General features: G+C 56.6%; 21 protein-coding genes and 1 pseudogene. 7 read left to right on the top strand and 15 right to left on the bottom strand.

Going from position 1 to position 24,190, the window contains the following annotated elements; genetic code table 11:
- Positions 1 to 432: 432 nt before the first annotated feature.
- From EZV60_RS05375 to rpsT, 8 genes are all read right to left on the bottom strand, one after another.
- On the bottom strand, positions 433 to 1,143 hold the full coding sequence (locus EZV60_RS05375) for an HNH endonuclease signature motif containing protein (RefSeq protein WP_135502896.1): 711 nt from the start codon (positions 1,141 to 1,143) through the stop codon (positions 433 to 435).
- Positions 1,140 to 2,444 (bottom strand): AAA family ATPase, encoded by a 1,305-nt coding sequence (locus tag EZV60_RS05370; RefSeq protein ID WP_135502894.1) that lies wholly within the window; start codon positions 2,442 to 2,444, stop codon positions 1,140 to 1,142. Before EZV60_RS05370 ends, EZV60_RS05375 begins: the two co-directional genes overlap by 4 nt.
- Before the next feature lie 566 nt (positions 2,445 to 3,010).
- Entirely contained in the window at positions 3,011 to 5,428 is a 2,418-nt protein-coding gene (gene gyrB / locus EZV60_RS05365) for a DNA topoisomerase (ATP-hydrolyzing) subunit B (protein ID WP_135502892.1), read from the bottom strand.
- 115 nt (positions 5,429 to 5,543) lie between these two features.
- Positions 5,544 to 6,164 (bottom strand): LysE family translocator, encoded by a 621-nt coding sequence (locus EZV60_RS05360; protein WP_135502890.1) that lies wholly within the window; start codon positions 6,162 to 6,164, stop codon positions 5,544 to 5,546.
- On the bottom strand, positions 6,161 to 7,273 hold the full coding sequence (gene recF, locus EZV60_RS05355; protein ID WP_135502888.1) for a DNA replication/repair protein RecF: 1,113 nt from the start codon (positions 7,271 to 7,273) through the stop codon (positions 6,161 to 6,163). The genes EZV60_RS05360 and recF overlap by 4 nt, the downstream gene beginning before the upstream one ends.
- A gap of 139 nt (positions 7,274 to 7,412) precedes the next feature.
- The gene (gene dnaN, locus EZV60_RS05350; protein WP_135502886.1) at positions 7,413 to 8,531 is read right to left on the bottom strand and encodes a DNA polymerase III subunit beta; all 1,119 of its coding nucleotides are present in this window, start codon (positions 8,529 to 8,531) and stop codon (positions 7,413 to 7,415) included.
- A gap of 128 nt (positions 8,532 to 8,659) precedes the next feature.
- Positions 8,660 to 10,069, bottom strand: a complete 1,410-nt coding sequence (gene dnaA, locus EZV60_RS05345; RefSeq protein WP_425353554.1) for a chromosomal replication initiator protein DnaA — start codon at positions 10,067 to 10,069, stop codon at positions 8,660 to 8,662.
- A 453-nt stretch (positions 10,070 to 10,522) separates the two neighbouring features.
- Complete coding sequence (gene rpsT, locus EZV60_RS05340) at positions 10,523 to 10,786, bottom strand: 30S ribosomal protein S20 (RefSeq protein ID WP_135502884.1); 264 nt, start codon at positions 10,784 to 10,786, stop codon at positions 10,523 to 10,525.
- Between the two features lie 197 nt (positions 10,787 to 10,983).
- Between rpsT and EZV60_RS05335 the strand changes: the two genes are divergently transcribed.
- Entirely contained in the window at positions 10,984 to 12,297 is a 1,314-nt protein-coding gene (locus EZV60_RS05335; protein ID WP_135502882.1) for a serine hydroxymethyltransferase, read from the top strand.
- A gap of 96 nt (positions 12,298 to 12,393) precedes the next feature.
- Here the strand turns inward: EZV60_RS05335 and EZV60_RS05330 are convergent, their stop codons facing one another.
- Together EZV60_RS05330 and mutM are read right to left on the bottom strand one after the other, a co-directional pair.
- Positions 12,394 to 13,170, bottom strand: coding sequence for an enoyl-CoA hydratase (locus tag EZV60_RS05330; protein ID WP_135502880.1), 777 nt, complete (start codon positions 13,168 to 13,170; stop codon positions 12,394 to 12,396).
- Positions 13,171 to 13,236: 66 nt separating this feature from the next.
- Positions 13,237 to 14,088 (bottom strand): bifunctional DNA-formamidopyrimidine glycosylase/DNA-(apurinic or apyrimidinic site) lyase, encoded by an 852-nt coding sequence (mutM, locus tag EZV60_RS05325; RefSeq protein ID WP_135502878.1) that lies wholly within the window; start codon positions 14,086 to 14,088, stop codon positions 13,237 to 13,239.
- A gap of 98 nt (positions 14,089 to 14,186) precedes the next feature.
- Here mutM and ubiE point away from each other — a divergent pair, with 98 nt between their 5' ends.
- The 4 genes from ubiE (at position 14,187) to EZV60_RS05305 (ending at position 19,408) form a co-directional block, all read left to right on the top strand.
- Positions 14,187 to 14,930, top strand: coding sequence for a bifunctional demethylmenaquinone methyltransferase/2-methoxy-6-polyprenyl-1,4-benzoquinol methylase UbiE (gene ubiE, locus EZV60_RS05320; protein ID WP_135502876.1), 744 nt, complete (start codon positions 14,187 to 14,189; stop codon positions 14,928 to 14,930).
- A gap of 3 nt (positions 14,931 to 14,933) precedes the next feature.
- Positions 14,934 to 16,466 carry a 2-polyprenylphenol 6-hydroxylase gene (ubiB, locus tag EZV60_RS05315; RefSeq protein WP_135502874.1) on the top strand — a complete coding sequence of 511 codons (1,533 nt, stop codon included), beginning with the start codon at positions 14,934 to 14,936 and terminating at the stop codon, positions 16,464 to 16,466.
- A 120-nt stretch (positions 16,467 to 16,586) separates the two neighbouring features.
- Positions 16,587 to 18,713, top strand: a complete 2,127-nt coding sequence (locus EZV60_RS05310; protein WP_245306217.1) for a YjbH domain-containing protein — start codon at positions 16,587 to 16,589, stop codon at positions 18,711 to 18,713.
- On the top strand, positions 18,710 to 19,408 hold the full coding sequence (locus EZV60_RS05305; RefSeq protein WP_135502872.1) for a YjbF family lipoprotein: 699 nt from the start codon (positions 18,710 to 18,712) through the stop codon (positions 19,406 to 19,408). Before EZV60_RS05310 ends, EZV60_RS05305 begins: the two co-directional genes overlap by 4 nt.
- 114 nt (positions 19,409 to 19,522) lie before the next feature.
- Here the strand turns inward: EZV60_RS05305 and EZV60_RS05300 are convergent, their stop codons facing one another.
- From EZV60_RS05300 to EZV60_RS05290, 3 genes are all read right to left on the bottom strand, one after another.
- Positions 19,523 to 19,759 carry a hypothetical protein gene (locus EZV60_RS05300; RefSeq protein ID WP_135502870.1) on the bottom strand — a complete coding sequence of 79 codons (237 nt, stop codon included), beginning with the start codon at positions 19,757 to 19,759 and terminating at the stop codon, positions 19,523 to 19,525.
- A gap of 158 nt (positions 19,760 to 19,917) precedes the next feature.
- Positions 19,918 to 20,598: a flagellar hook capping FlgD N-terminal domain-containing protein gene (locus EZV60_RS05295; protein WP_135502868.1), complete on the bottom strand. Its 681-nt coding sequence runs from the start codon at positions 20,596 to 20,598 to the stop codon at positions 19,918 to 19,920.
- Between the two features lie 20 nt (positions 20,599 to 20,618).
- Positions 20,619 to 21,743 carry a flagellar hook-length control protein FliK gene (locus EZV60_RS05290; RefSeq protein WP_135502866.1) on the bottom strand — a complete coding sequence of 375 codons (1,125 nt, stop codon included), beginning with the start codon at positions 21,741 to 21,743 and terminating at the stop codon, positions 20,619 to 20,621.
- A 780-nt stretch (positions 21,744 to 22,523) separates the two neighbouring features.
- Between EZV60_RS05290 and EZV60_RS19325 the strand changes: the two genes are divergently transcribed.
- Both EZV60_RS19325 and EZV60_RS05280 read left to right on the top strand, forming a co-directional pair.
- Positions 22,524 to 22,814 carry a rod-binding protein gene (locus EZV60_RS19325; protein ID WP_245306216.1) on the top strand — a complete coding sequence of 97 codons (291 nt, stop codon included), beginning with the start codon at positions 22,524 to 22,526 and terminating at the stop codon, positions 22,812 to 22,814.
- Positions 22,801 to 23,160, top strand: a complete 360-nt coding sequence (locus tag EZV60_RS05280) for a flagellar protein FlgN (protein ID WP_135502864.1) — start codon at positions 22,801 to 22,803, stop codon at positions 23,158 to 23,160. Before EZV60_RS19325 ends, EZV60_RS05280 begins: the two co-directional genes overlap by 14 nt.
- Positions 23,161 to 23,375: 215 nt before the next feature.
- Here the strand turns inward: EZV60_RS05280 and EZV60_RS19320 are convergent.
- A pseudogene (locus EZV60_RS19320) lies at positions 23,376 to 23,477 on the bottom strand (chemotaxis protein MotB); the annotation flags it as partial.
- Positions 23,478 to 23,758: 281 nt separating this feature from the next.
- Positions 23,759 to 24,187, bottom strand: coding sequence for an EVE domain-containing protein (locus EZV60_RS05270; RefSeq protein ID WP_135502862.1), 429 nt, complete (start codon positions 24,185 to 24,187; stop codon positions 23,759 to 23,761).
- Positions 24,188 to 24,190 lie beyond the last annotated feature (3 nt).

The raw sequence follows: 24,190 nt of genomic DNA, 5'->3' as shown, positions 1-24,190 counted from the left end.
GGACAAGTCCGACACGTCGTCAAAATATGCTGCGGAGGGACGATTTCGGCCCGTGTTTTCGGCGATACCGATGGCGGAGCGAGTGATCGCTCCTCGCTCTCCCCACATGCGACGCGACCGGCCCTTAATAGTCCTTCAAAAGGCTCGCGATTACCGCCTTGCAGTTTCTTCATGTCTGACCTTGGCGCGTCGCGCCGCATCCCCATAGATGCCACGCAGAGCATACAGATTATGAAACGGTGGGAAAAATCGGCGACATGTTCGGCCCACGGTTACCGCTGAACCCGAATTAGGTCGTGCCTCTGCTTTCAGATGGTTGCTGAATGGCGCGCAACTTTGGTGCGCCGAGGCGCAAATGCCCTGACTGAATTGCCGCTGCGGTGGATTCACGCTTGGCAAGTGCAGCTGACAAAGGAGTTTGAGGTCTGGCGCTCAGAACCGTCCGTTAGGCCGGGGCACGGGTCGACCGTTCGGGTCGAAACAGGCCCCGTCCGTGCCAGGAAAAGCGGTGATGAAACGGCGCAGCATCTCTGGATGATCGGCAAAGACGGTCATCCAGATAGAAAAGAAGCCGGTTTGGGGGGCGATGACGCTGGCGATCTGTTCTGCAAGAACGTCGGCGAAGACACGATCGTGGAGGAATTCTTCATATCTTTTCAACTCGTGTTGCGCGAGTGCCCAAGCATCCAAACGAAAATCGGCCCGCTTGTCGCGCGTGGTCGGCCGGTCCTCAAGGTGTGGTGCGTTGGGGTGGCGGTGCAACTTGACCAGTTTGACGGCCTCCTCCATCAAGTAAGTTGCATCCGGGCCCAGGTCCGACGCCACCGTGACCCGGCCATCCGCGTGAAACTCCAAGGCCCGAAAGGTGTTGTCCATGTCGGGGAAAGCTACCTGCGCCAGATCAACCGGAGCATTCCCCTTCACGGTGTTGCAACTCTTGCAGCCCAGCAAGAAGTTTTCCCAACTGTGTTCTAAGCCAGGCACAAGGGACTTGGGCTGAACGTGTTCAACTTCGGGAGCATGGGTTATGCGCTGTTCGCAATAGCTGCAATAATAGCCGATTTGCAGCGTCAGGTCGTCCAGCGCCTTGCCATAAGGCTCGTATTCGGGCTGTGGGGCCGGGCCCTTGACCACAGGCCTCATTTGCCGGCCCGTTTCAGGCGGGTCATGCGCTCGATCTTCATCACGGCCTCCAGAGAGGGGTCCTGGAAGCGGCGCTCCATCTGGTCCAACTCATCTTTCAGCTCAATGCGTTCATTAGGATCCGTGCTGGAGGCCAAACGATCTACCGTCTCCAAATAGGCCTTAGCGCCTTGCATTTTCCGCATGTAGGACGCCGAGCGATCCTTGTACTCAACCTTCTGCACGTCTTCGATAATCTCGCCGATCGGCAGGTTGTGGACCCGGTCGTCCAACTCCCTTTCGTCCAGGTCCAGCAAGACCCCTTCGCTGAGCGACTGAATCACGAAGGGCGAATGGGTGGTGGCGACAAATTGCAGGCCGGGGAAGGCGCGCAAAAGTGCGGGGATGATGAGCTTTTGCCAAGTGGGGTGCAGGTGTAGATCGATTTCGTCGATCAAGATGATACCCCGCGCGGTGCTGACGGCTTCGGCGCCCAAGTGCGGATTCAGGATGATTGATTTATAGGCAATGTCACCGACCATCGACAGGATGCTGCGCTGCCCATGGCTGAGGTTTTCAAAAGCGACGGTTTGGCTTCGGTCCTCGAAAGTGACTTCAAGACGTTCGCGCGAGGGCGAATAAGCCACGCGCACTTGTTCATCGAAACAGCTTTCCACCGCCGCGCGCCAGGCCGTCATTATCGGCGAGGGACGTTCGGTTTCGAATTCGCTCAGGCGCATGCGTTTGAGCCAGCCCAGAAGGTCACTCGAAGAAACCCGTGGTTCATGGCTGTTGCGATAGGCGTCGAACCGTGAAGGTCGGTCCTTTCGGGCCATGCGCTTCGGCTCACCCCAAAGGCGCCCGGTGCCGTAGTAGGACAGAAGGGGCAGGTTCGGGTCGTCCCCAGCAATCGCCCCGACATAGGCCGCGTCGGCCAAGGTGCGGATTTCGCGTGCGTCCTTGATCGTTGTACGACCTTTGGGATTGGTCAGTTCCCGTTTCCAAGTGAGTTGATGGGACTGACCTGACATCGGGTCATGAAGGGCGCCTTCGGCTTCGACCACGGCGGGATAGGCGGAGATAAAATCCAGACGACCGTCGAACTCTCGCGAGGTTTCCCGCACCTCTCCCTTCTGGATGTGGCGGGAAGATGCGTCGGGAATTCCAAGCAAGAAAGCGCCAAAAGCAACCGACAGGGCGTCCAAGATGCTGGACTTGCCCACACCATTTTTTCCGACGATTAGCGTGAACCGCTTGTTTAAGCGCTGATCAAGCTCCTCGAACCCTTTGAAATTTCGAAGGATAAGGCGGTCGATCTGCATTGCGGTGCATTCCTTGCGGTGGTTCGATCAATGCCTCCACATGCGAGGGGAGCATGACTTCAGACCTACCATTGGCGCGGGACCAAGGCAATTTCCGATCCTCCCATCGCGGCATGCCACATAAAGGTCTGCTTCCGCGAATTGGACTCGCCTCTGCAAAGCCCGCTTCACTGCGCAATCCAGCCATTGGTGTTCGGCGCAGCGAATGACTGTTTCCCGCCCTCTCTGCCCACAATCAAGTTGAGAGCAAATCGCTTTCCTCGGCCTTGACCAACTTTTGGGTAAGGAATTGACCCTCGGAGCAACGCATCTGATCTGGCTCAATCTCCGCGAAGTGAGAGTTAGCGGTTACTCATGGGCAATGGCAGAATTCAGCAACCGACAAGTGAAAACCGAAACGAAGACACCCGATCGGATCTCGCCAAGAGCAGCCACAGACCAAATAACTGCCGAAAACGAATGGCAATCCAAGCCTCTGATAATTCGAAGAAAACCGGTATATATGACCTTTCGCGGCACGAAAAAATATGCGCACCGCGAAAAAATATGGGCTCACCTACATTTGGCTAGAAATCGAGATTTTCGACGTTCAAGGCGTTCTGCTGAATGAACTCGCGGCGCGGTTCTACCACGTCGCCCATCAGTTTGGTGAAGAGGTCATCAGCCTCTGCAACATCGTCGATCTGCACCTGCAGAAGCGTACGGGCCTCGGGATCCAGCGTGGTTTCCCAAAGCTGGTTCGGATTCATCTCTCCAAGGCCCTTATAGCGCTGCAGGGAAAGCCCTTTTTCACCTTCTTTCAGGATTGCGTCCAATAAATCGAGTGGGCCGTAGATTGGCTGCATTCTATCCTTGCGATGCAAAGTGGCTGGCTTGAAATACACATCGCGCAAGCTCTTGGTGAGGTTTCCGATACGGCGCGCTTCGCCACCGCGCAAGATCGGGCCGTCGAGCGTTCTAACTTCTTCAACACCCCGCACCATCCGGCTAAGACGGATGCCATGATCTTGTGTGATACGGCCTTGCCAGCCACGTTCGTATTCCAAAGCAATCAGGTCGAGACGAGCCGCGACGGCATCGGCCACGCCCTGCAAATCTGCGTCCGCGCGCCCAGGCTCGAAAGCCTCGGCGATAGCCGCTTGTTCCAAGATATGGCGAGGATAGTGGGTCGGGAAAAGCTCGAGAATCCGAGCGGCCTGTCGCGCTTCCTCGACAACACGAACGAGGTCTTGCCCTGTGATGTCCTCACCCGAACCAAGACGCAGGATGGCGTCCTCGGTGCCCTGGTTGATCAGGTAGTTTTCAAGACTGGCTTGATCCTTCAGGTAAACCTCTGACTTGCCGCGCGACACCTTGAACAGTGGCGGTTGCGCAATGTAGAGGTATCCGCCCTCGATCAGTTCTGGCATCTGCCGATAGAAAAAGGTCAGCAACAGCGTTCGGATATGCGCACCGTCGACATCAGCGTCGGTCATCAGAATGATCTTGTGATAGCGCAGCTTGCTTATGTTGAATTCGTCCCGCCCGATCCCGGTTCCAAGCGCCATGACAAGATTACCGATTTCCTGACTGCTGAGCATCCGGTCGAAACGTGCGCGTTCGACATTCAGGATCTTGCCCTTAAGCGGCAGAATGGCCTGAGTCCCCCGGTCACGTCCGGTCTGGGCCGAGCCGCCGGCGCTGTCCCCCTCGACAATGAAAAGTTCGGTTTTCGAGGGGTCTTTCTCGGAGCAGTCCTTGAGCTTACCCGCCAGAAAGTTGACATCCATCGCGGATTTCCGGCGGGTCAGTTCCCGTGCTTTGCGCGCAGCCTCGCGCGCAAGAGCCGCTTCAATGATCTTTCCGACGATCATCTTGGCGTCGTTCGGATTTTCCTCGAACCACTCAGTCAGTTTTTCGTTGACCAAGCCCTCGACCGCAGGTCGCACTTCGGAGCTGACGAGCTTGTCCTTGGTCTGGCTTGAGAACTTTGGATCTGGCACCTTGACGGAGAGAACGCAAGTCAGGCCTTCACGCGCATCATCGCCTGTGAACGTCACCTTCTCGCGCTTGGCGATGCCACTTTCGGCGGCGTATTTTTGCAGGACGCGTGTGAGCGCGCCACGAAATCCAGCCAGGTGCGCGCCTCCGTCTCTTTGCGGAATGTTGTTGGTAAACGGCAGAACGGTCTCGTGATAACTGTCGTTCCACCACATCGCGACTTCGACGCCAATATCGTCCCGCTCGCCGCTGACAAAGATCGGGTCCGTCATCATCGGTGATTTATGCCGGTCAAGATACCGCACGAATTCCTGAACGCCGCCTTCGTAGTGCAGTTCCGTCTGAAGCGGTTCTGTGGGGCGCTCATCGCGCAGGATGATCCGCACACCGGAATTCAGAAAGGCCAGCTCTCGCAGGCGCTTTTCCAAAGTCTCAAAACTGTACTCGAGGTTCGAAAAGGTCGTAAGCGAGGCGAGGAAACGGACTTCGGTGCCGCGCCTTCCGTCAGCGTCGCCAACAACTTCCAGGTGCTTGACTGTCTCGCCCCGCTCAAACCTGGCGATATGCTCTTTCCCGTTGCGCCAAATACGCAGCTCAAGCCAATCCGACAGAGCATTCACAACCGAGACACCCACACCGTGCAGGCCACCGGACACCTTGTAGGAGTTGCTGTCGAACTTCCCGCCTGCATGCAGCTGGGTCATGATGACCTCTGCGGCCGAGACGCCTTCTTCTTCGTGCATTTCGACGGGAATACCGCGGCCATTGTCACTGACAGAGACCGAACTGTCGGCATGGATCGTAACGGTGACACGGTCGGCATGGCCGGCGAGCGCCTCGTCAATCCCGTTGTCCACGACCTCGTAAACCATATGATGCAGACCCGACCCATCGTCGGTGTCACCGATGTACATACCCGGACGCTTGCGTACGGCCTCCAAACCCTTGAGAACTTTAATGGAATCGGCGCCGTATTCTTCGTTGGACGCAGCTGCTTCGGCCATGCAGTCTTTCCCTTTATTCTTTGCGATTTTATACGGTTTTCTGGGGGCAATGTCACGCCCGCACCACAATATTTTGTGGTTTTTGGACAGCTTGCGGCAGACCCTCGGAAAAGCCTCAGCCGAACGCAATCAACACGGCCACCACAAGCAAAAGCGCCCCGGACATGAGGTTGATCCGGCGGAGCGTCTGCGGCGCGGTCAGACGACCACGCAAACGCCCCAAAAGGGCCGCCAACACCAGATTGCCCGAAAGCGGCACAAGAAACGAGATCGAGACGATAGCCACGACATCGGTCCATGTAACCCGAGTGAGATCGAAAAATCCCGGCAATATGCCAATGTAGAAAAGGATCGCTTTGGGATTGGACAGTATCACCGCCAGCCCCGCGATAAAGCCGCGCCAAACACCGGGCCTGGTAAGCCGTCCGTCGCGAACAATAGGCGCGTTGGCATAACGGATTAGCAACCCGCCCATGCCTGCGAAAACCGCTACAGCGCTCCATCTGAGAAGCGTTGCAAGTCCCTCGACCGCCAAAACGATCCACGTGACGCCCAACACAGCCAGAAGCGGCCAGAGCATGTCACCGATCGCCACGCCCACCGCCAATGGCCATGCGGCGTGAAACCCGCCCGAGAGGCTGCGAGCCGCAAGTGCTAGCCAAACCGGACCGGGCGTGAGAAAGAGCACCGCCATTGCGCCCGAGTAAAGCCAGAGATCAAGAGCCGAGAGCGTCAAGGGCAACCACGGGGCGTTACGTTGCTTATCCCGTTATTCTCCGTCACCTCGACGAACTGCGCGCGATCTCCAAGTTCGACGAAAAGCTCGGATCCTGTTCCGGTCATCCATGCCTGGGATCCAAGCGCGCAGACCTCGTCGTAAAGCGCGGCGCGGCGCGCGGCGTCAAGATGGGCCGCGACCTCGTCCAGAAGTAGGATCGGTGGCGCACCGAAATCCTGCATCAAAGCTCTGGCATTGGCCAAAATTAATGAGATGAGCAAAGCCTTCTGTTCGCCAGTCGAGCAATCCGCAGCGGGTACGCCCTTGGTCTCGTAGACACCGTAGAGGTCTGCGCGGTGCGGGCCGATCAGAGTGCGCCCTGCGGCGATGTCCCGAAAGCGACTTTCATGCAGCGCCTCACGAAAGTCGGCTTCGGTTTCCAGCATGGCTCCTTCGGTCTGGGTCAGCTCCAGATCGGCGGCAGGAAAAGCTGTCTCCGCCTCGACCTGCGCTGCACAAATCCGATCAAGTGCGGTCAGTCGGCCTTGATGGATGGCGATCCCAGCTTCGGCCATCTGGCGTTCCAGCGCCACGTACCAATGCCCGTCGCGTACCTGGTCCTTAAGAAGACGATTACGCTCGCGCATGGCCTTTTCATAAACCAGCGTCGCTTCCGCATGTGAAGGCGTGAAGCTGAGTGCCATGCGGTCAAGGAACCGGCGCCTGCCTTCTGCGCCCTCGATCCAGAGCCTGTCCATCGACGGGACAAGCCAGAGCACCCGAGCGACACGGGCAAGAGCCGTCTGCGAGGCAGCCTTTCCGTCGATCCGGGTCAGGCGCGGCTTGCCCTCTTCAGACAGCGTTTCCACCTCGTGTGTCTGATGCAAGGATCGCAAATGCGCGTGGAGCTTCCATCCCAATGCCTCTGGCCGACGGACCATATCAGCGGCAGCCGCTCGACGCAGGCCCCGACCAGGCGAGAGCAGCGAAACGGCCTCGATCAGATTGGTTTTGCCAGCTCCGTTCGGACCATAAAGCGCGACAGGACGAGAATCGAGCGTGAGCCGCGCCAAAAAATGAGAGCGGAAATGCGACAATGCCAGATATGTCAAATGCAGACCGCTCATTTGTGCAGCCGCGTCTTGTTTGAGAACACTCGCCCCGAAAATGCGAGTTCCCGGCCTCCACGGTCCTGATTTGAGTTTCGAGTCAAGCAGACCGCTTGCGGGAAGACAGATCGGAGTACGCAGTTACTGCAGATCTGTGTCACACCCGCATTGGCATTACGACATAGACCGCCGAGGTATCGTTGCCCTCACGCATGAGCGTCGGATCACCGGACGAATTAAAAAGGAAGACCGCGTTCTCACGATCAACCTGGCTTGCGATTTCGAGCAAATACTTAGCGTTAAAGCCAATTTCGAGACGTTCGTCGCCATAGGCAACGGCCAGTTCCTCGTCCGCTGCGCCGCTATCCGGAGCATTAACCGAAAGTATAAGGCGGTCCTCATCGAGCTGAAGCTTGACAGCGCGCGAGCGTTCCGAACTGACGGTCGCGACACGGTCCACTGCCTGAGCAAACTCGGCTGCATCGACCTCGAGTTTACGCGTGTTTCCCTGTGGAATGACACGCGTATAGTCCGGAAATGTTCCATCGATCACTTTCGATGTGAGCGTTATGTCTGGTGTCGCGAAGCGAACCTTTGTTTCGGACACCGAAACGGCGATCATCATCTCGTCATCGTCCAGAAGCTTGCGCAATTCACCGACCGTTTTCCGCGGTACGATGACGCCTGGCATTGCCTCGGCGCCCTCGGGCAGCGCAGCGTCGATCCGCGCAAGGCGATGGCCATCGGTCGCAACGCATCGCAAAACCTTGCCGCCATCCGCCTCGGCCAAATGCATGTAGACACCGTTAAGATAATACCGCGTTTCCTCGGTCGAGATGGCGAACTTCGACTTGTCGAAGAGCCGACGCAGATCCGGGGCCTTGGCGGAAAAGTTGCAATCATATTCCGATGACGCCATGACCGGAAAGTCTTCTTTGGGCAGCGTTGCGAGTGAAAAGTTCGAGCGCCCAGCCTGCACTGTCAGACGACCGGCGGCGCTGTCATCGGTGAGCGTTACGAGCGATCCATCCGGCAGTTTGCGCACAATCTCGTGCAGGGTCACGGCCGATACAGTCGTCGCGCCTGCGCGTTCGACTTGCGCGGGTGCACGATCGAGCACTTCGATATCCAGATCGGTCGCACGGAAATGTACCGCGTCGCCTTCCGCTTCGATCAGCACGTTTGCAAGGATCGGGATCGTATTGCGCCGCTCGACCACGGACTGCGCCTGTGACACCGCCTTGAGCAGGGTGCCGCGTTCGATGCTGAGCTTCATGGTCTGACCCCCAAGAACATGTGCCAGACAGGCACCGGGACGCGCACGTTAGCAAACTCCGTAAAAGGCTCAAGCCCTTTTCGGACCGCAGTGCATGCGTGTGACCCGAAGGCCCCTTTGTCCGGTCTTCAGCCTTCGAGCGCGCGACGCAAGATTTCGAGATCCTCGGCCATTTGGGCGTCTTGGTTGCGCAATTCCTCGATGCGGCGCACACCATGCATAACCGTCGTGTGATCACGGCCGCCGAAACGACGCCCGATCTCCGGAAGCGACCGCGAGGTCAGTTGTTTGCAAAGATACATTGCCACTTGGCGCGGCCGCGCGAAGGTACGCACCCGCTTTGGGCCGATCATGTCACTCAGGCGGATATTGAAATGCTCGGAAACCAGCCGCTGTATCTCTTCGACCGAGACCTTACGATCCGACGCGCGCAGGACATCCGCGAGACAGTCCTGCGACAGTTCAAGGGTAATACGCTGTCCGACCAGAGACGCGAAGGCGTAAAGTCGTGTTAGCGCCCCTTCCAACACGCGCACGTTCGTCGAAATCCGGTGCGCAAGAAATTCCAGAACGCCGTCGGCAATTTCAAGATCCGGATACTGCATGGCGAAATGGTCAGCTTTTGACTGCAGGATACCGAGCCGAAGCTCGTAGTCCGTCGGATGCAGATCGACCACCAGTCCGCACTGCAGGCGCGACTTGATCCGCTCTTCCAGGTTTTCGATTTCCCCTGGCGCACGGTCGGCGGAAATGATGATCTGCTTGTTCTGATCCACCAGTGCGTTGAACGTGTGAAAGAATTCTTCCTGGGTGGAGTCCTTGCCGGCAATGAACTGCACGTCATCCACCATTAGCACATCGACAGCGCGGAAAAGTTCTTTGAAATCCATCATGCGACGGTCGCGCAGAGCCTGCACGAAGCGGTACATGAACTGCTCGGCAGAGAGATAGACGACATTGAGTTCGGGACTTTGCTGCTGCAATTCCCAGGCAATGGCATGCATCAGGTGTGTTTTGCCAAGCCCCACGCCGCCATAGAGAAAAAGAGGGTTGAACGTGACGGGGCCGCCTTCAGCCACGCGGCGCGCGGCTGCATGTGCCAATTCATTCGGCTTGCCCACCACGAACGTATCGAAGGTGAAACGCTTGTCCAGAGGAGCGGATGCAACGGCGCTCTGAGACGAGGTGCGGACTGCGTCCAAGCCTTTTTTGTGGATAACAGGCTTTTCGGATTGGGTGGATTGGACTGCGCGCTTGGCCGCCGGGTCAGTGCCCTTATTCGCGGCGACCTTGAAATCAATTCTTCTGACGTCGGGCGACATGCCGTTGACCTTAAAGAGGATCAGATCGCCGTAATTCCGGGAGACGTAATTTCCAAGAAAGCTGGTCGGCACGTGAAACGTGATCACGTCATTATCAATCTGGGTAAGCTCAAGTGGTTCAATCCACGTCTTATAGTTATTGCGCCCGACTGTTTCACGCAGCTCTTCTTTGATCAGTCCCCACTGTTCGCTCGTCATACTTGCACTGTCCCGCATCCAAAAAGCTTCAACCCATGGCCAACCGGCAGACGGCCCGCCCCTTCACGCGAAACGTACTCGGACAACAGGGCAAAACTTCCGTACCGTCTGCCCTTGCAAACGGGTGAAGCCTTGTCCAGCTCTGCTGTCTCGCCATGGCAACCAACACAAGCCCCAACCCGTGTTCCGGTTTTCCCGACGAGGATATATCCGGACAAAAAACCAGCATCCGTAGATCCGGAGCACCACGTGTCAGCCATCCCAAGAGCCGACTGCAGCGCGCTGGTCTGTCCCCCCAAGCGTGAATCGCATCGTGAAACTAGCAATCCCAGCTACGCGTCGGCAACAACTCTTAAAGCTTGACAGCACGGTTCCGCGAAAAGAATCTCGCGAGCCGTTCGATGGGTCACAGGAACAAAAAAGCACCCCTGAATGGGGTGCCTTTGAGGATCAAATACTTAGGCCTTCGGTTCAGCCGAGCGCTTTCACACGGGCTGCCAGCCGCGAAATCTTGCGCGACGCGGTGTTCTTGTGAAACACACCCTTCGAGACGCCACGCATCAGTTCTGGTTGAGCGGCTCGTAGCGCCTCCTGTGCGGCATTTTTGTCACCCGAGGCTATCGCCTCTTCGACTTTGCGAATGAAGGTGCGAATCCGAGACCGGCGTGCCTTGTTGACGTCGAGGCGGCGGAGGTTCTGACGGGCGCGTTTCTTGGACTGAGCTGTATTTGCCATGGTATGGGCCTTTTCTATCGGGTCGTTTCATGTCTGTTGCGCAAGGGCAAACCCGATCCGGCAAGTCCATCAGCCGGGACGATTCTGGCCAGAGCGGGCCGCACGCGCATGTACAACGATGGCGTATAGGAAAGAATCCCGCGCTTGCAAAGCCGAAATATGCGCGTAAGCCTTGTACGTCCGGAATGCGAGGCTGCATGCGACTGACACGACGAGACTGGGTGCCTGAGATCAGCGAGGATCTGGTGCAAAGGATCGCGTCGGACGCCTTGCCAATGAATTCCGCGGACCTTGCCACACACGTTGAAGCGCTGGCGGCGCGCAACCGCGAGATCCACGAGCGCGAATGCTTCAACCTCAACCCCGCTACAAACGTGATGAACCCAAGGGCCGAAGCGCTTCTGGCCTCAGGCCTCGGGTCACGTCCATCGCTTGGCTACCCGGGCGATAAGTATGAAACCGGACTCGAGGCGATTGAGGAAATCGAGGTAATCGCCGCCGCCCTCGCCGCCGAGGTTTTCGAAGCCCGCTTCGCCGAGATCAGGGTCGCCTCGGGCGCCATGGCAAATCTTTACGCCTTTATGGCGACCTGCCGGCCCGGCGACACAATCATCGCACCTCCGGCAATCATCGGAGGGCATGTTACCCATCATATTGCTGGTTGTGCCGGGCTGTTTGGACTGCGCGTGGTGGAAGCGCCGGTCGATGCGGACGGGTACACGCTTGACCTCGCCGAACTTCGTTTCCTGGCACGCGACCTGCGCCCGCGGCTCTTGACCGTTGGCGGCTCCCTGAACCTTTACGAGCATCCCGTCGCAGCGCTCCGCGACATTGCCGACGAGGTGGGAGCGCGGCTCCTGTTCGATGCAGCGCACCAGTGCGGGATCATCGCCGGAAAAGCTTGGGCCAACCCATTGTCAGAGGGTGCGCATTTGATGACGATGAGCACCTATAAATCTCTCGGCGGCCCGGCTGGCGGTCTCATAGTCACGAACGAGGCTGATCTGGCGCAACGTCTTGACGCCATCGCCTTTCCAGGCATGACCGCAAACTTCGATGCCGCGAAATCGGCGGCATTGGCCATTAGCTTGCTGGATTGGCGGACCCATGGCCCAGCCTATGCGCAGGAGATGATCGCCGTAGCTAAAGCCCTTGCCGAAGCGCTCGCGCGAAACGGTTTGCCTGTATTTGAGGGGCGGGACGGGGCCACGGCATCTCATCAATTTGCTTTGCGCGCCGCAGATTTCGGCGGCGGGCAGACTGCGGCGAGAACCTTGCGCCGCGCAGGTTTTCTTGCCTGCGGGATTGGTTTGCCAATCGACGCGGTCGTAGGCGACATGAACGGCCTGCGCCTAGGCACGCCAGAACTGGTGAGATGGGGCGTCAAACCGGGTGATGTGCCGGTGCTCGCAGCGCTGATTACCGAAGCTCTGACAAGCGATCCGGCCTCAGTGGCATCCCGCACGAAGGAATTGCGGGAGCAGTTTGACAAGCTGCACTACGTCCTTTGAACAAAGTCTTCGTGACGGAGTGTTCCACCCAGTTTGGACTGACCTCTAAGCCACCGAGTCGCGTGCCAACTCACCGCGAGCATATGAATTGGGCGTTTACTTGTCGCGGAACTGCGCTTCGCGTTTTTCCGCGAAGGCCGACATACCTTCCTTCTGGTCCTCGGTCGCGAATAGCGATTGGAAGACGCGGCGCTCGAACAAAAGCCCTTCAGCCAGCGGAACCTCGTAAGAGCGATTGACCGCTTCCTTTACCGCCATCACGCTGATCATGGATTTCTCCGCGATCTTCTGTGCCGCCGACATCACCTCGTTCATGAGTTTCTTGGCGGGCACGACGCGACTGACAAGTCCGGCGCGTTCGGCTTCTTCAGCATCCATGAAGCGTCCGGTGAGATTCATGTCCATCGACTTCGATTTGCCAATGAAGCGCGTGAGCCGTTGACTGCCGCCCAAGCCCGCCATCACGCCGAGATTGATTTCCGGTTGGCCGAACTTGGCAGTGTCCGAGGCGATGATGAAATCGCACATCATGGCAAGCTCGCAGCCGCCGCCCAAAGCGTATCCCGAGACACCTGCAATGATCGGTTTGCGGATACGAAGGATCGCGCCATGCTCCGGACCAAACAGGTCGCCGGTAAACACATCGACGAAGGACTTCTCGGCCATCATCTTGATATCCGCACCCGCGGCGAAGGCCTTTTCTGAGCCGGTGATAACGATACACCGCACCTTGTCGTTGTCCTGTGCGTCCTCAAGCGCCGTGACCAGTTCCCGCAAAAGCTGGTCGTTTAGCGCGTTCAGGGCGTCGGGGCGATTGAGAGTGATTTTTGCGACGTGGTCTTCTACTTCGACGATGATCGTCTCATAGGCCATGTAATGTGCTTTCGCTTGTTTTCAGACAGTCCCGATTCCTTACCACTGTTGCAGCGTGGATCAACCTTATCTTTGGCATAAGGGGCAATAGAAAGAGGAGCGGCCCGATTGGATCTTGCGGCGGATTGTGCCGCGACAGTCCAGTCGGCGGCAGCTTTCGCCTTCCCGACCGTAAACATCAAAGCTGTGTTGAAAATATCCAAGTTCTCCATCGGCTTGGCGAAAGTCCCGTAGGGAAGAGCCCCCGGCGGCAATCGCATCGGTCAGAACCTCACGGATGATCGGCACAAGCCCTGCCGCGCGCTTAGCCGAAATGCGTCCGGCCCGCCGCATTGGTGAGATACCGGCGCGGAAAAGCGCCTCGCAGACATAGATATTGCCAAGGCCAGCGACGATTCTCTGGTCGAGCAAGGCGGATTTGACAGGCGTATTCCGCCCCATGAGCGCGGAGGCGAGGTAGGGCCCGTCAAATTGATTACCAAGCGGTTCCGGGCCAAGCTTGTGCAGCAGCGCGTGCGTCTCTGCGCGATCGGTGCCGATCAGATCCATCGCGCCAAATCGCCGAGGATCATTGAACGTGATACGTGCGCCGTTCTCCATCTCCAATACCACATGATCGTGCTTTTCCGGAGCAGGATGATCATGCGCGAATTGACCCAATGGATCGCCAGAGATCAGGATTCGGCCGGACATGCCCAAGTGGATAAGCAGCGTCTCCTGAGAAGACAGGTCAGCCAGGATAAATTTGGAACGACGGCGTAGCATCAGCACCCGCCGATTTGTCAGACGTTCAGCCATGCGTTCTGGAAACGACCAGCGCAGATCGGGGCGATTAACGTGAGCGTGAGTTATTACAAACCCGGTCATCGCCGGTTCCAAACCGCGACGAACCGTCTCGACCTCGGGCAATTCGGGCATGACACTCTTCTCAATAGCGAACGGGGCGCATTGTAACCGCGCCCCGGCAGCCTATAAGAATGCGTGAGAGATCAAACGGCAAGGGCCAGCACAGCGGTATGACCGAGAAAACCACGCATTTTGGATTCGAAGACATTCCCGAGGACGAAAAAGCAGGGCGCGTGCGTGGCGTATTCGGCTCGGTTGCGTCGAAGTATGACGTCATGAATGACGCGATGAGCTTCGGCATACACCGGATCTGGAAAGACGCGATGATGGACTGGCTCGCCCCCCGCCGTGGGCAGCGGCTTCTCGATGTAGCCGGCGGCACAGGCGATATCGCCTTCCGTTTTCTCAAACGAGCCGGCCACGGGCATGCGACAGTTCTCGATCTGACAGAACCGATGCTGATCGAAGGGCGCAAAAGGGCTGAGGCCGAAGCCATGGCCGGCAGTCTGGATTGGGTCGTTGGCGATGCGATGGCGTTGCCCTTCGACGACAACAGCTTTGACGTCTACACGATTTCTTTTGGCATCCGGAATGTTACCCGCCCACAAGAAGCCCTGAACGAGGCTTTTCGCGTATTGCGCCCGGGCGGCAGGTTGATGGTGCTGGAATTCAGTCAAATCCCGAACGAACTTATGCAGAAGGTGTACGACCTCTATTCTTTCAATATCATCCCACGCTTGGGCCAGGTAATTGCACAAGATCGAGACAGCTATCAGTATCTCGTGGAGTCGATCCGCAAATTTCCTGACCAGGAAACCTTCCTGAGCATGGTCAGAACCGCAGGATTCGAGCAGGCGAAATACAGGAACCTGTCGATGGGTATTGCCTGCCTGCATTCCGGCTGGAAGATCTGAGAATTGCGCGGCCCGCATAATCTTCTGCGCCTTGTACGAACAGGCGCCACCCTGGAACGCACTGGGGCGATGCGCGTCATCATGGATGCGATGGATGCCCCGCCGCTTGTGCGCGGTACGCTCCGATTTCTTGCCTGGCCGTTTCAATGGCTCGGCTACAAGGGCGACTTAAGCATGCCCCCGGCGGTGCGCGCACTGACGGCGCTTGGTCCGGCTTATATCAAATTCGGCCAGATTTTTTCGACCCGGCCAGATATTGTTGGCGATGACCTGGCCGCCGAATTACGCATTCTGCAGGATAAGTTGCCGCCTTTTTCAGTCGACATCGCAAAGAAAAGCGTGTCACAGGCACTTAGCGCGCCTGTCGAAACGATCTTTTCCGAGTTCAGCGAACCGGTAGCGGCGGCGTCTATTGCGCAAGTACACAAGGCGCGGCTGCGCGAAAGCGGCGCAGATGTTGCCGTCAAGGTTCTTCGGCCTGGAATCGAGAAGGCCTTTCGCAAGGATATCGACGCTTTTTACTTCGCTGCGAAGATGATCGAAATCTTGTCGCCCTCTTCCAGACGCTTGCGACCGCGCGATGTCATCGCCCATTTCGAAGGCGTCGTGCTTGGAGAACTCGACCTGCGTCTCGAAGCCGCGTCGGCCAGCGAGTTCGATGCCAACACGACGGACGATCCGGGGTTTATGCTCCCCGCTGTGAACTGGGATTTATCCAGTCGCAGGGTTATGACAATGCAATGGGCGGAAGGTGTGTCGATGGGCGACAATGCCGCGCTGGATGCGGCAGGTCACGACCGCGCCGAACTGGGCGAACGCGTGCTTCAACTTTTCCTAAGCCATGCCTTGCGCGACGGCTATTTTCACGGTGACATGCATCAAGGCAACCTAAAGGTCGCGTCCACCGGTGAGATCATCGCCTACGATTTCGGCATCATGGGTCACATCGATGAATACACCCGCCGTGTCTATGCCGAAATCCTCTACGGATTTATACAGCGTGATTACAAGCGTGTGGCAGAGGTGCACTTCGAGGCCGGGTATGTGCCAGCTGACCGAGATGTCGACGAGTTTGCTCGCGCGCTACGGGCCGTCGGCGAACCGATTTTCGGAATGGATGCGACACGGATCTCGATGGGCGGGCTTCTCAGCTATCTTTTCGAAGTCACCGAAAGGTTCGGAATGGAGACACGTACGGAGTTGATCTTGCTGCAGCGCACGATGGTGGTCGTGGAAGGCGTGGCGCGAAGCCTGAACCCACAGATTAACATCTGGCAGGTGGCTAAGCCTGTAGTCGAAGATTACATCCGGAAAAACCTTGGCCCCGGCGCTGCGGTTCGGGATCTGCGTCGGACGATCGCAGTGCTGTCGCGCTACGGCCCTCGCCTTCCTCAGATCGTGGAAAACGCCCTCATCCGGCAAGCCATGCCAGAACCGGAAAAGCCCAAGGGCATTCGTTGGAAATCTGTCGTATGGCTGGCGCTTGGAACCCTTATCGGAGCGGGTGCCACCTTTATCCTGGTCAGTCTTGTTTAGATCGTGGCAATCAAGCGACGCAGCAGATACATGCTGAAACCAGCGGGAAACAAGCATTGGCACCGCCGTGTCCTTTGCTTTACGGTCAAGCGAAACTCGAGAGGCAGTGGAGATGGGGACGTGATCCGCAAGCGGAAAATCGTCGGGTTGGGTGTAATTTGCGGGACAGCGCTTGGATCGATGTCAGGCTTGGCCGATCCGCTGAAAACAAAGCTGACCAACAACTACGGCAATCCTGGATCATTGATCGATATGCCGACCGCCGAGAGCGCGCCGGATGGGCAGCTTGCGACGTCTGTGATGTATTTCGACGGCTTCACACGAACCACGCTGAGCTTTCAGATCACAGACCGGCTTTCGGGCAGTTTCCGCTATACCGGGACGCGCAATCTGACCCCAACTTTTGGCACCTATTATGATCGCAGTTTCGATCTGAAGTTCCGGGTCTTCAACGAAACCACGTGGACACCCGCCGTGTCTGTCGGCCTGCGCGATTTCATCGGGACCGGGCTTTTGTCGGGTGAGTATGTTGTCGCGACCAAATCCATCGGCGACAGGCTTCGTCTGACCGGCGGCGTTGGTTGGGGTCGGCTTGGTAGCTATGCCAGCGACGGAAGCATAGGAACCCGGACTTCGTTTACGTTCGCGGGTGTTGGCACGGGCGGCAATTTCAACTACGACGACTGGTTTCAGGGTGACTATTCCGTCTTTGGCGGGGCAAGCTTTCAGGTCACCGACAAGTTCAGCGTGAGCGCGGAGTATTCGACTGACAATTACGACGTCGCACAGAACCAGGACCTTATCAAACGCGGCAGCCCGTGGAACGTCGCGCTTGATTACCGGTGGCGCGACGACGTCCATCTGAGGGCCTTTCTTCTTCACGGCGAGGAACTCGGCGCCCAACTGACGTTTTCGCTTAACCCCAAGAATCCAAGTGTGCCCGGTGGCACTGAACTGGCGCCTCTGCCTGTCGGCGTTCGTGACCAAGAGAGTGCAGCGGATCTCGGCTGGGCCACTCAACCTTCGCGCAGACAGGCCATCACGTCCGGCGTCAACCGAAGCCTCGCTCAAGCGGGCATCAACCTTGAAGGCATTGACGTCGAAGGTCGCAGCGCACATGTAACGATTCGAAATGAACGCTACGACGCCGGTGCCGAAGCTCTCGGCCGCACCCTCCGCAGCCTAAGCCGCGAATTGCCCGCCTCGGTCGAATCCTTGCATGTCACGCTGATGACAAACGGCATTCCTGCCAGCACGATGACCTTCGGGCGAACAGATCTGGAACGGCTCGAAAACGCGCCCGCGCGAGAGGCTCTTGCCGCAGCGACCTTTACTGATACTCTGCGATTTGGAGATTATCCCGATCCGCTTCCCGGCACGTATCCCCGGTTCGAATGGACCATTGGACCATATCTTCGCACATCCTTGTTCGATCCTGACAATCCGTTCCGCGCCGATATCGGCGTGCGGGCCAAGGCCGTTTATCATCTTGGATCCGGTTGGCAGGTCGCCGGATCGGTAGCGCAAAAGGTCATCGGAAATCTCGACGAAGTCACGAGGCCCAACACATCGCAGCTTCCACATGTGCGATCAGACTCCTCGCAGTACAACAAGACCGATGAGCCCTATCTGGAGAATCTGACGATTGCCAAATACGGTCGTCTCGGCCCTGATTTCTACGGACGTCTCAGCTTGGGCTATCTTGAGCGCATGTATGCCGGTGTCTCTGGCGAGGTTCTTTGGAAGCCCGTGAACAGCAGGCTCGCGCTTGGGGCTGAAGTCAATTACGCCCGGCCTCGCGATTTCGATCAGCAGTTTGGCCTGCGGTCCCGCGTGACACCCGGAGGGGTCATTCCGGAAATGACAGGTCACCTTTCCGCCTATTACGATTTCGGCAACGGCTTTCACGGCCAGCTTGATGCCGGTCGCTACCTCGCTGGTGACTGGGGTGGGACAATCACACTTGATCGCGAATTTAAGAACGGTTGGAAGATCGGAGCCTTCGCCACCTTCACCGACGTGTCGGCGCAACAATTCGGAGAAGGCTCTTTCGACAAGGGTATCCGTTTCACAATTCCTCTGTCTTGGGTCATTGGCCAGCCGACGACGCAGAAGGCCAGTGGCGTTCTGCGTCCGCTGACGCGCGATGGTGGTCAGCGGCTGGAGGTGAACGGGCGGCTTTACGAAACGATCCGAGATTCGCACCGACCCGATATCGCAAAGAGCTGGGGGAAATTCTGGAGATGACGCGAAGGAAACCGCATCTTTACGCGATCGGGTTTCTGGTGGCCGTGGCCCTGACGAGCGGCTGCACCAACAAGGATCAGGAACTGCCTGCCGCGTCCGTGATCAAGACCGTTCTGGAACAACGACGTGCGAAACAGGAGGGCGTTCGAAAGATTGATGAACGTTTGGTACAGTTCCAGATCAAGCGTGCGTTGGCTTCAGGCGACGAACCTTTGGCGCTCATGCGGATTTCGAAAACCGGGAGCGTTGCCCTGCTACGCGTTATCGAAACCAATGGCCCTTACCGGACGTGGGCCGCGTGGGGCACGACGGAGCGGCGAAGCGTTACAACCCGTGGAGACGTGATTACGGCGACGCGCGGGCTCGGAACGGACCTGATGTCGTCGAATGTAAATGGTCTCCTTCGGATGGTAACCGGTCTGAAAGACGGTATCGAGCGTCAGGTTTTGCGACATCTGGACGGAGAAAACCAAATTGTAGAAACCGTGGCCGATTGCGCATTCACGCCCGATGGCCCTCAGAGTTTTTCATCCGGAGAAATCAGAACACGGGTCACGCGCGTCGATGTCTTTTGCAAAACGGAAACTGGGCGTTTCAACAACTACTACCTTGTTTCAGCCGGTGGACGCATCGTTGAAGCCAAAACGTGGTTGGGAGACGGATTGGGATACTTTACTTTCAGCTTGTTGCGTTAAAGGCAGAGAATCTCGTGTATCTTACGAAAAAACCTGAGAAACACGCTGTACGGTAGACCAATGAAAAAGCGGGCCCGAACGCCCGCTTTTCCGTTTTCTTAAGGCGATCCGCTTTTACGGGCTCGGCACGAAGCTGGTCGTGGTGGACGATCCGTCAGCCAGTGCAATGATCAGACCGGTGGCAACGACAGCAAGAACGACGTACTGAACACCGCCAATGGTCAGGAAATCACCTTCCTGCGACTGCGTCGACACAAAGGGATCGCTGTTCGTCGCGCTCTGCGACAGAACTGGGGCTGCTGAGCCGAATGCCAAAGCAGCGGCAGAAGCCAGAGTGACAATCTTTTTCATAATCTTCTCCAAACTGGTTGAGAGATACCTCTACTCCGCAGAGGGCTGGTAGAAATATCCCACATGTGGAAACCCAATTAAAGGCCCCGACTGAAAATACCAGCCATTCTTGAGAAAAATCGCCGATCTGTTCAGTTTTCAGGCATTTTCGCAACTTTTCAGGTCAAACTAGAACGTTTGAGAGCGAGGATACCGTCCGAAGCCACTTCTTGTCCTCCTTCAAAGACGAGAATTGTCTGGCCGTTCTGAACTCTTGCTTCTGTAATCAGCGCGCTGACTTGTGCGGGACGAGTAGCGACAAGTTGACCTTGCGAGAATGATTCGACGTCGATCTGATAACGTCCGTGCGGTAATGTCCCACCAAAGGCATCATGACCGCGCCAATCCAGAGTCTGTGCTGCCCCGGAGATATCCGTGCGGGACACAACGGCGTCGCTTTCATCTCTGACAACGAGTTGGTGCGTTTGAGCTGTTCCTACCCCTTCAACGCGAAGCGTTATTGGATTGCCGTCGAATTCCACAGGCATCACGGCATTTGCGGACATGCCGACCCATCCGGATAGCTGCGAAAGATTCAGTGCGCCCATTTGGGCGCCAAGTGATGTTAACAGATCGTTGGTCAAGACCTGCTGTTCGACACTCGAAAAGGTCGCCAGCTGGGTCGCAAAATCGGTCGACTCGATCGGATTCAAGGGATCCTGGTTCTGCATTTGCGTGGTGAGCATGCGGATGAACGTTTCAAAATCCGAGTTCAAAACACCTTTCGCAGCTTTTGCGTCCTTTGCAGACTTCGCACCTGCACCGATTGCAATTGTTTGAGACGTGGATAACAAGTCCATTCTTGATCCTTTCAGAACTGTCAGACGCGGATATCAACCCGGTCGAGCTTGATGCCGCGCGTAGCGGCATTCGAGGTTTGTCCCCGCTCACCAGCAGTCGGGTTATCCGGCTTGCCGAAGACCGCCGTAGACTCATCGCCAGGCGCGCGACGATCTTGCGAGTCATCCGAAGTGCTTTGCCCGAAACTGAATTCGGCGGCGTCGTAACCGATTTCGTGGAAGTCTTTGGCCAAAAGGTCGACATGTCGACGCATAAGCTCGAGCGTTTCTGGTCTGTCTGCCACGATGGACACGACCATACCAGCATCACTGGATACCAGGCTGATCCTGACACGACCCAACTCGGACGGAGAAAGATGGAGTTCCGAGACTGCGTCCGCTTGGTGCCGCATTGTCGCGATAATCTGTTGGGATATGTGCCGAGGAAGATCAGTATTGTGCAAGATCGAAGGTAATGCGCGTAGCCCGCCATTCGGCTCGAAAGTGCTGCCGGATGAAGCAAACCCGAGCGCATCCAGAGCCAATATAGACTCCTTCGCAATACTTTCACGCGCGATTGAACCGGTTTCAAGCTGAGCCAACGCAAGCAACGGCTGTCTTTCCGGATGGATAGTAGAGTTTGCCTTATTCAATTCTCCAGACGCCGTCAGACCGCGGATCAAGTCAACTTCCGTCAGTCTTGCAGTCGTGGGCAGTCCGCTTGACAGAGACGTTCCCGATAGAATGTCACTGTCGATCTGATCGGCTGCTTGAGCTGTACTCGAAATCGCAGGCCTCATCTCGTTGGTCGATGCAATGCCCGTTGGCGAAGGGAGCATTGCATCTTTGACCAAACGAAGGTGCTGCGCCTTCTGCGCCGGATTTGCAGCCCGTAAGTGCCATCCGATCTCGGCAGTTCTTGCGTGTTCAGCAGCCGCCCCGTCGACAAGATCTGCATTATGCGAGTGCGAAAGTTCAGCGCTTTCATGGCTCAGCCCAAAGCGGTTTCCCTCACGAACACCGGAACCCTCGTAGAACGCAAAGACGTCCTTCACCGTGATCGAAGACGCGTTTGTAGTAGTCAGCATGTTGTCGGGATAGCTCACCATGTCCTTGGCGTGCGGACTCCTGTTCAGTTCTGAATGACTGACCTCGTGCTCAATCAATTCCGAAGCTGCATGACCTTCAGTAAATTCCGGCGGTAGGCGTCCCCGACTTCCGCTTTGGGCGCTTGGTGAATGACTGTTTTGTCCCGTTGTACGATTAAAGGCTGACCAACCATTCTTGACGGGTGCAACGTCGTTTTCGTCAGTTTCATTCAGGCTAGCGAAAGTTTACCGTTGAATCAGACCGTCTTCGACGAAATCTGAGGCTGGCCGGTCAGTTTGAAAACGGTCCGCAACAGTGATATTTTCGTGTTCGAAGGTCTGAGAGGTCGGCCCGGCGCTAATCCCGTCGGTTGCAATTCGACCTGGATCTTCTAGAACATCGGCGTCTTCCGAGTTTTCGCCATCATCGATAAATGACTCCAGCCTCTTCGCTGAGTCTCGCCCCATGCTAGCAGCCTTTTTGTCGACTTGCGACCACTCTGCCTGTCCTCCAACAGGGGAAGGCGTTTTTTGATCCGAGCCGGAGGATCGAGATAAAGCACCTTCACTCGAAGCCGCAGCTCCCTTTTCCCCAGAAGCGCTACTAGCATTTTTTCCAACTAGCGATGCTTTCCGCTGTGTAGCTTCGTTTTCCACAGAGGCAGAATTCGTTCCTCCCACATAGGCATCTCGATCTAAGGGTTCCGTGTCTGACTTCGATTTCGAAAACCGAGATACGACATCTCCAAAATCGGTGCCCTCATGCAGCGTTGGCTGTGTCCTGCCCGAATACGGTTACCGGTTCTTTACCGCTTTGAGATCCAATGGGACGAGATATGAGAAACTCGAGGTAAAACAGTGACAGTCTATTTACCGACAACGTCGCATCACGACTCGAACGACGGTGCATCACGCCTGCGCCTCGCAAAAGAGGCTGCCGTCAAGCTTGAGGCAACTTTTCTCGCGGAAATGTTGAAGTCCGCAGGATTTGGCTCACAGGAAAACAGCTTTAGCGGTAGTGCTGGCGAGGATCAGTTCACGTCATTTCAGCGTCAGGCCGTAGCAGACAAAATTGCGATGTCCGGCGGCATCGGACTGGCCGAAAGCTTCCTCAAATCCATCATGGAGCAGCAGAATGACAACGCATGAGATAAAGTCGATCATCGATGAATTGGGTGACCTGCTCGACGCAGAGCGCGAGGCCCTCCTTGGAGGGGATCTAACGGCTGCAGCTGCTCTGGTAATGCAAAAGGAACACTTGTTCGAAGCATTAAACGCGCTCCAACCCGACAATTCGACGCTCCTAGAAGCAATTCATAGCAAGGTTTCCCGAAACCAGAAAATATTGGAAGGTGCACTTCAAGGCATTCGCGCTGCCTCGACCAAACTGGCCGCTCTTCGCCGCGTTCGTCGTAAACTCGAAACTTATGGTCAAGACGGTCGTCGACACACGATCGACGGAGAGGTTTCACACAAGGTGGAAAAGCGGGCCTGAGTGGGTTCGTGACATTTGTTTTAAATCACTTCGATATGAAGAGACTGCCTTAGTGACTCATTAGTATTTCGTCACCATCGTCTGCCCTGCATCCAAACGAGGATGGCGCAGACAAGTCGAGAATCCGACTGCCTGTACACGTCAGAACGACAGTTTGCTTCGCCGTTTTGCGGCGTACTTGAAACGGGCGCAAAGCGCCTAACACAAAAGGATAATGCTATGGCGACCTTCCATGCTCCACCGTGGTGTCCGCCGCTCGCGATAATCTTTTTTCTCTTGATGATAACCGGCGCGGCATCGTTGCCTTGCACAGCCATATCACCACCTGCTTTCTCACCCGACTATCGGAGTAGCACGGCGCGGCTTTCTCAAGTCTTAATAGCTTTTTCGACGGCGTCATTTATCTTTCTAAAGCTCGAAAAACTCCGGGAAATTATCGTTTAAATACTCAGCACTACGAGATTGGAGGAGACGACAGTCATTGATATACAAGACGCGGGGCCAGGACGGCCGGACTTATCCAGATCGCGTGTGGTGTGTAGGGAGCACGTGGGTGAACGGAAGGTGCCGGTTAGGTATTGGCACCTTCCGTATCGATTCACTTCAGATCTGTCGCGACGCCAGCCATCCGGCAAACAATCTGCCACTCCTGGTCTGTTACGGGCTGCACAGACAGGCGTGAATTTCTCAGCAAAACCATTTCTGATAGCTGCGGTTCACGCTTTATCATTTCCAGCGTGACAGGCTTATTTACAGCTTCAAGCGCTTTGATATCGACACACTCCCACCGGTCGTCCTTCGTTGTACTGTCCGGATGGGCCTCGGCGATTACCTCGACGGTCCCGACAATCGCCTTTTCTTTCTGGCTGTGATAGAAAAAACCTTTGTCTCCAATGGCCATCTCTCGCATGAAATTTCGGGCCTGATAATTTCTCACGCCATCCCATTCTTCGCCGGCATCTCCTTTGGCCACCTGGTCCTGCCAGCTCCAGGTAGACGGTTCTGACTTGAACAACCAGTATCGCACAGA

Origin of the sequence: Roseovarius aestuariivivens, assembly GCF_004761875.1 — a bacterium.
GTDB classification, from domain to species: Bacteria; Pseudomonadota; Alphaproteobacteria; order Rhodobacterales; family Rhodobacteraceae; genus Roseovarius; species Roseovarius aestuariivivens.
This window is presented reverse-complemented; position numbering and strand designations above follow the sequence as displayed.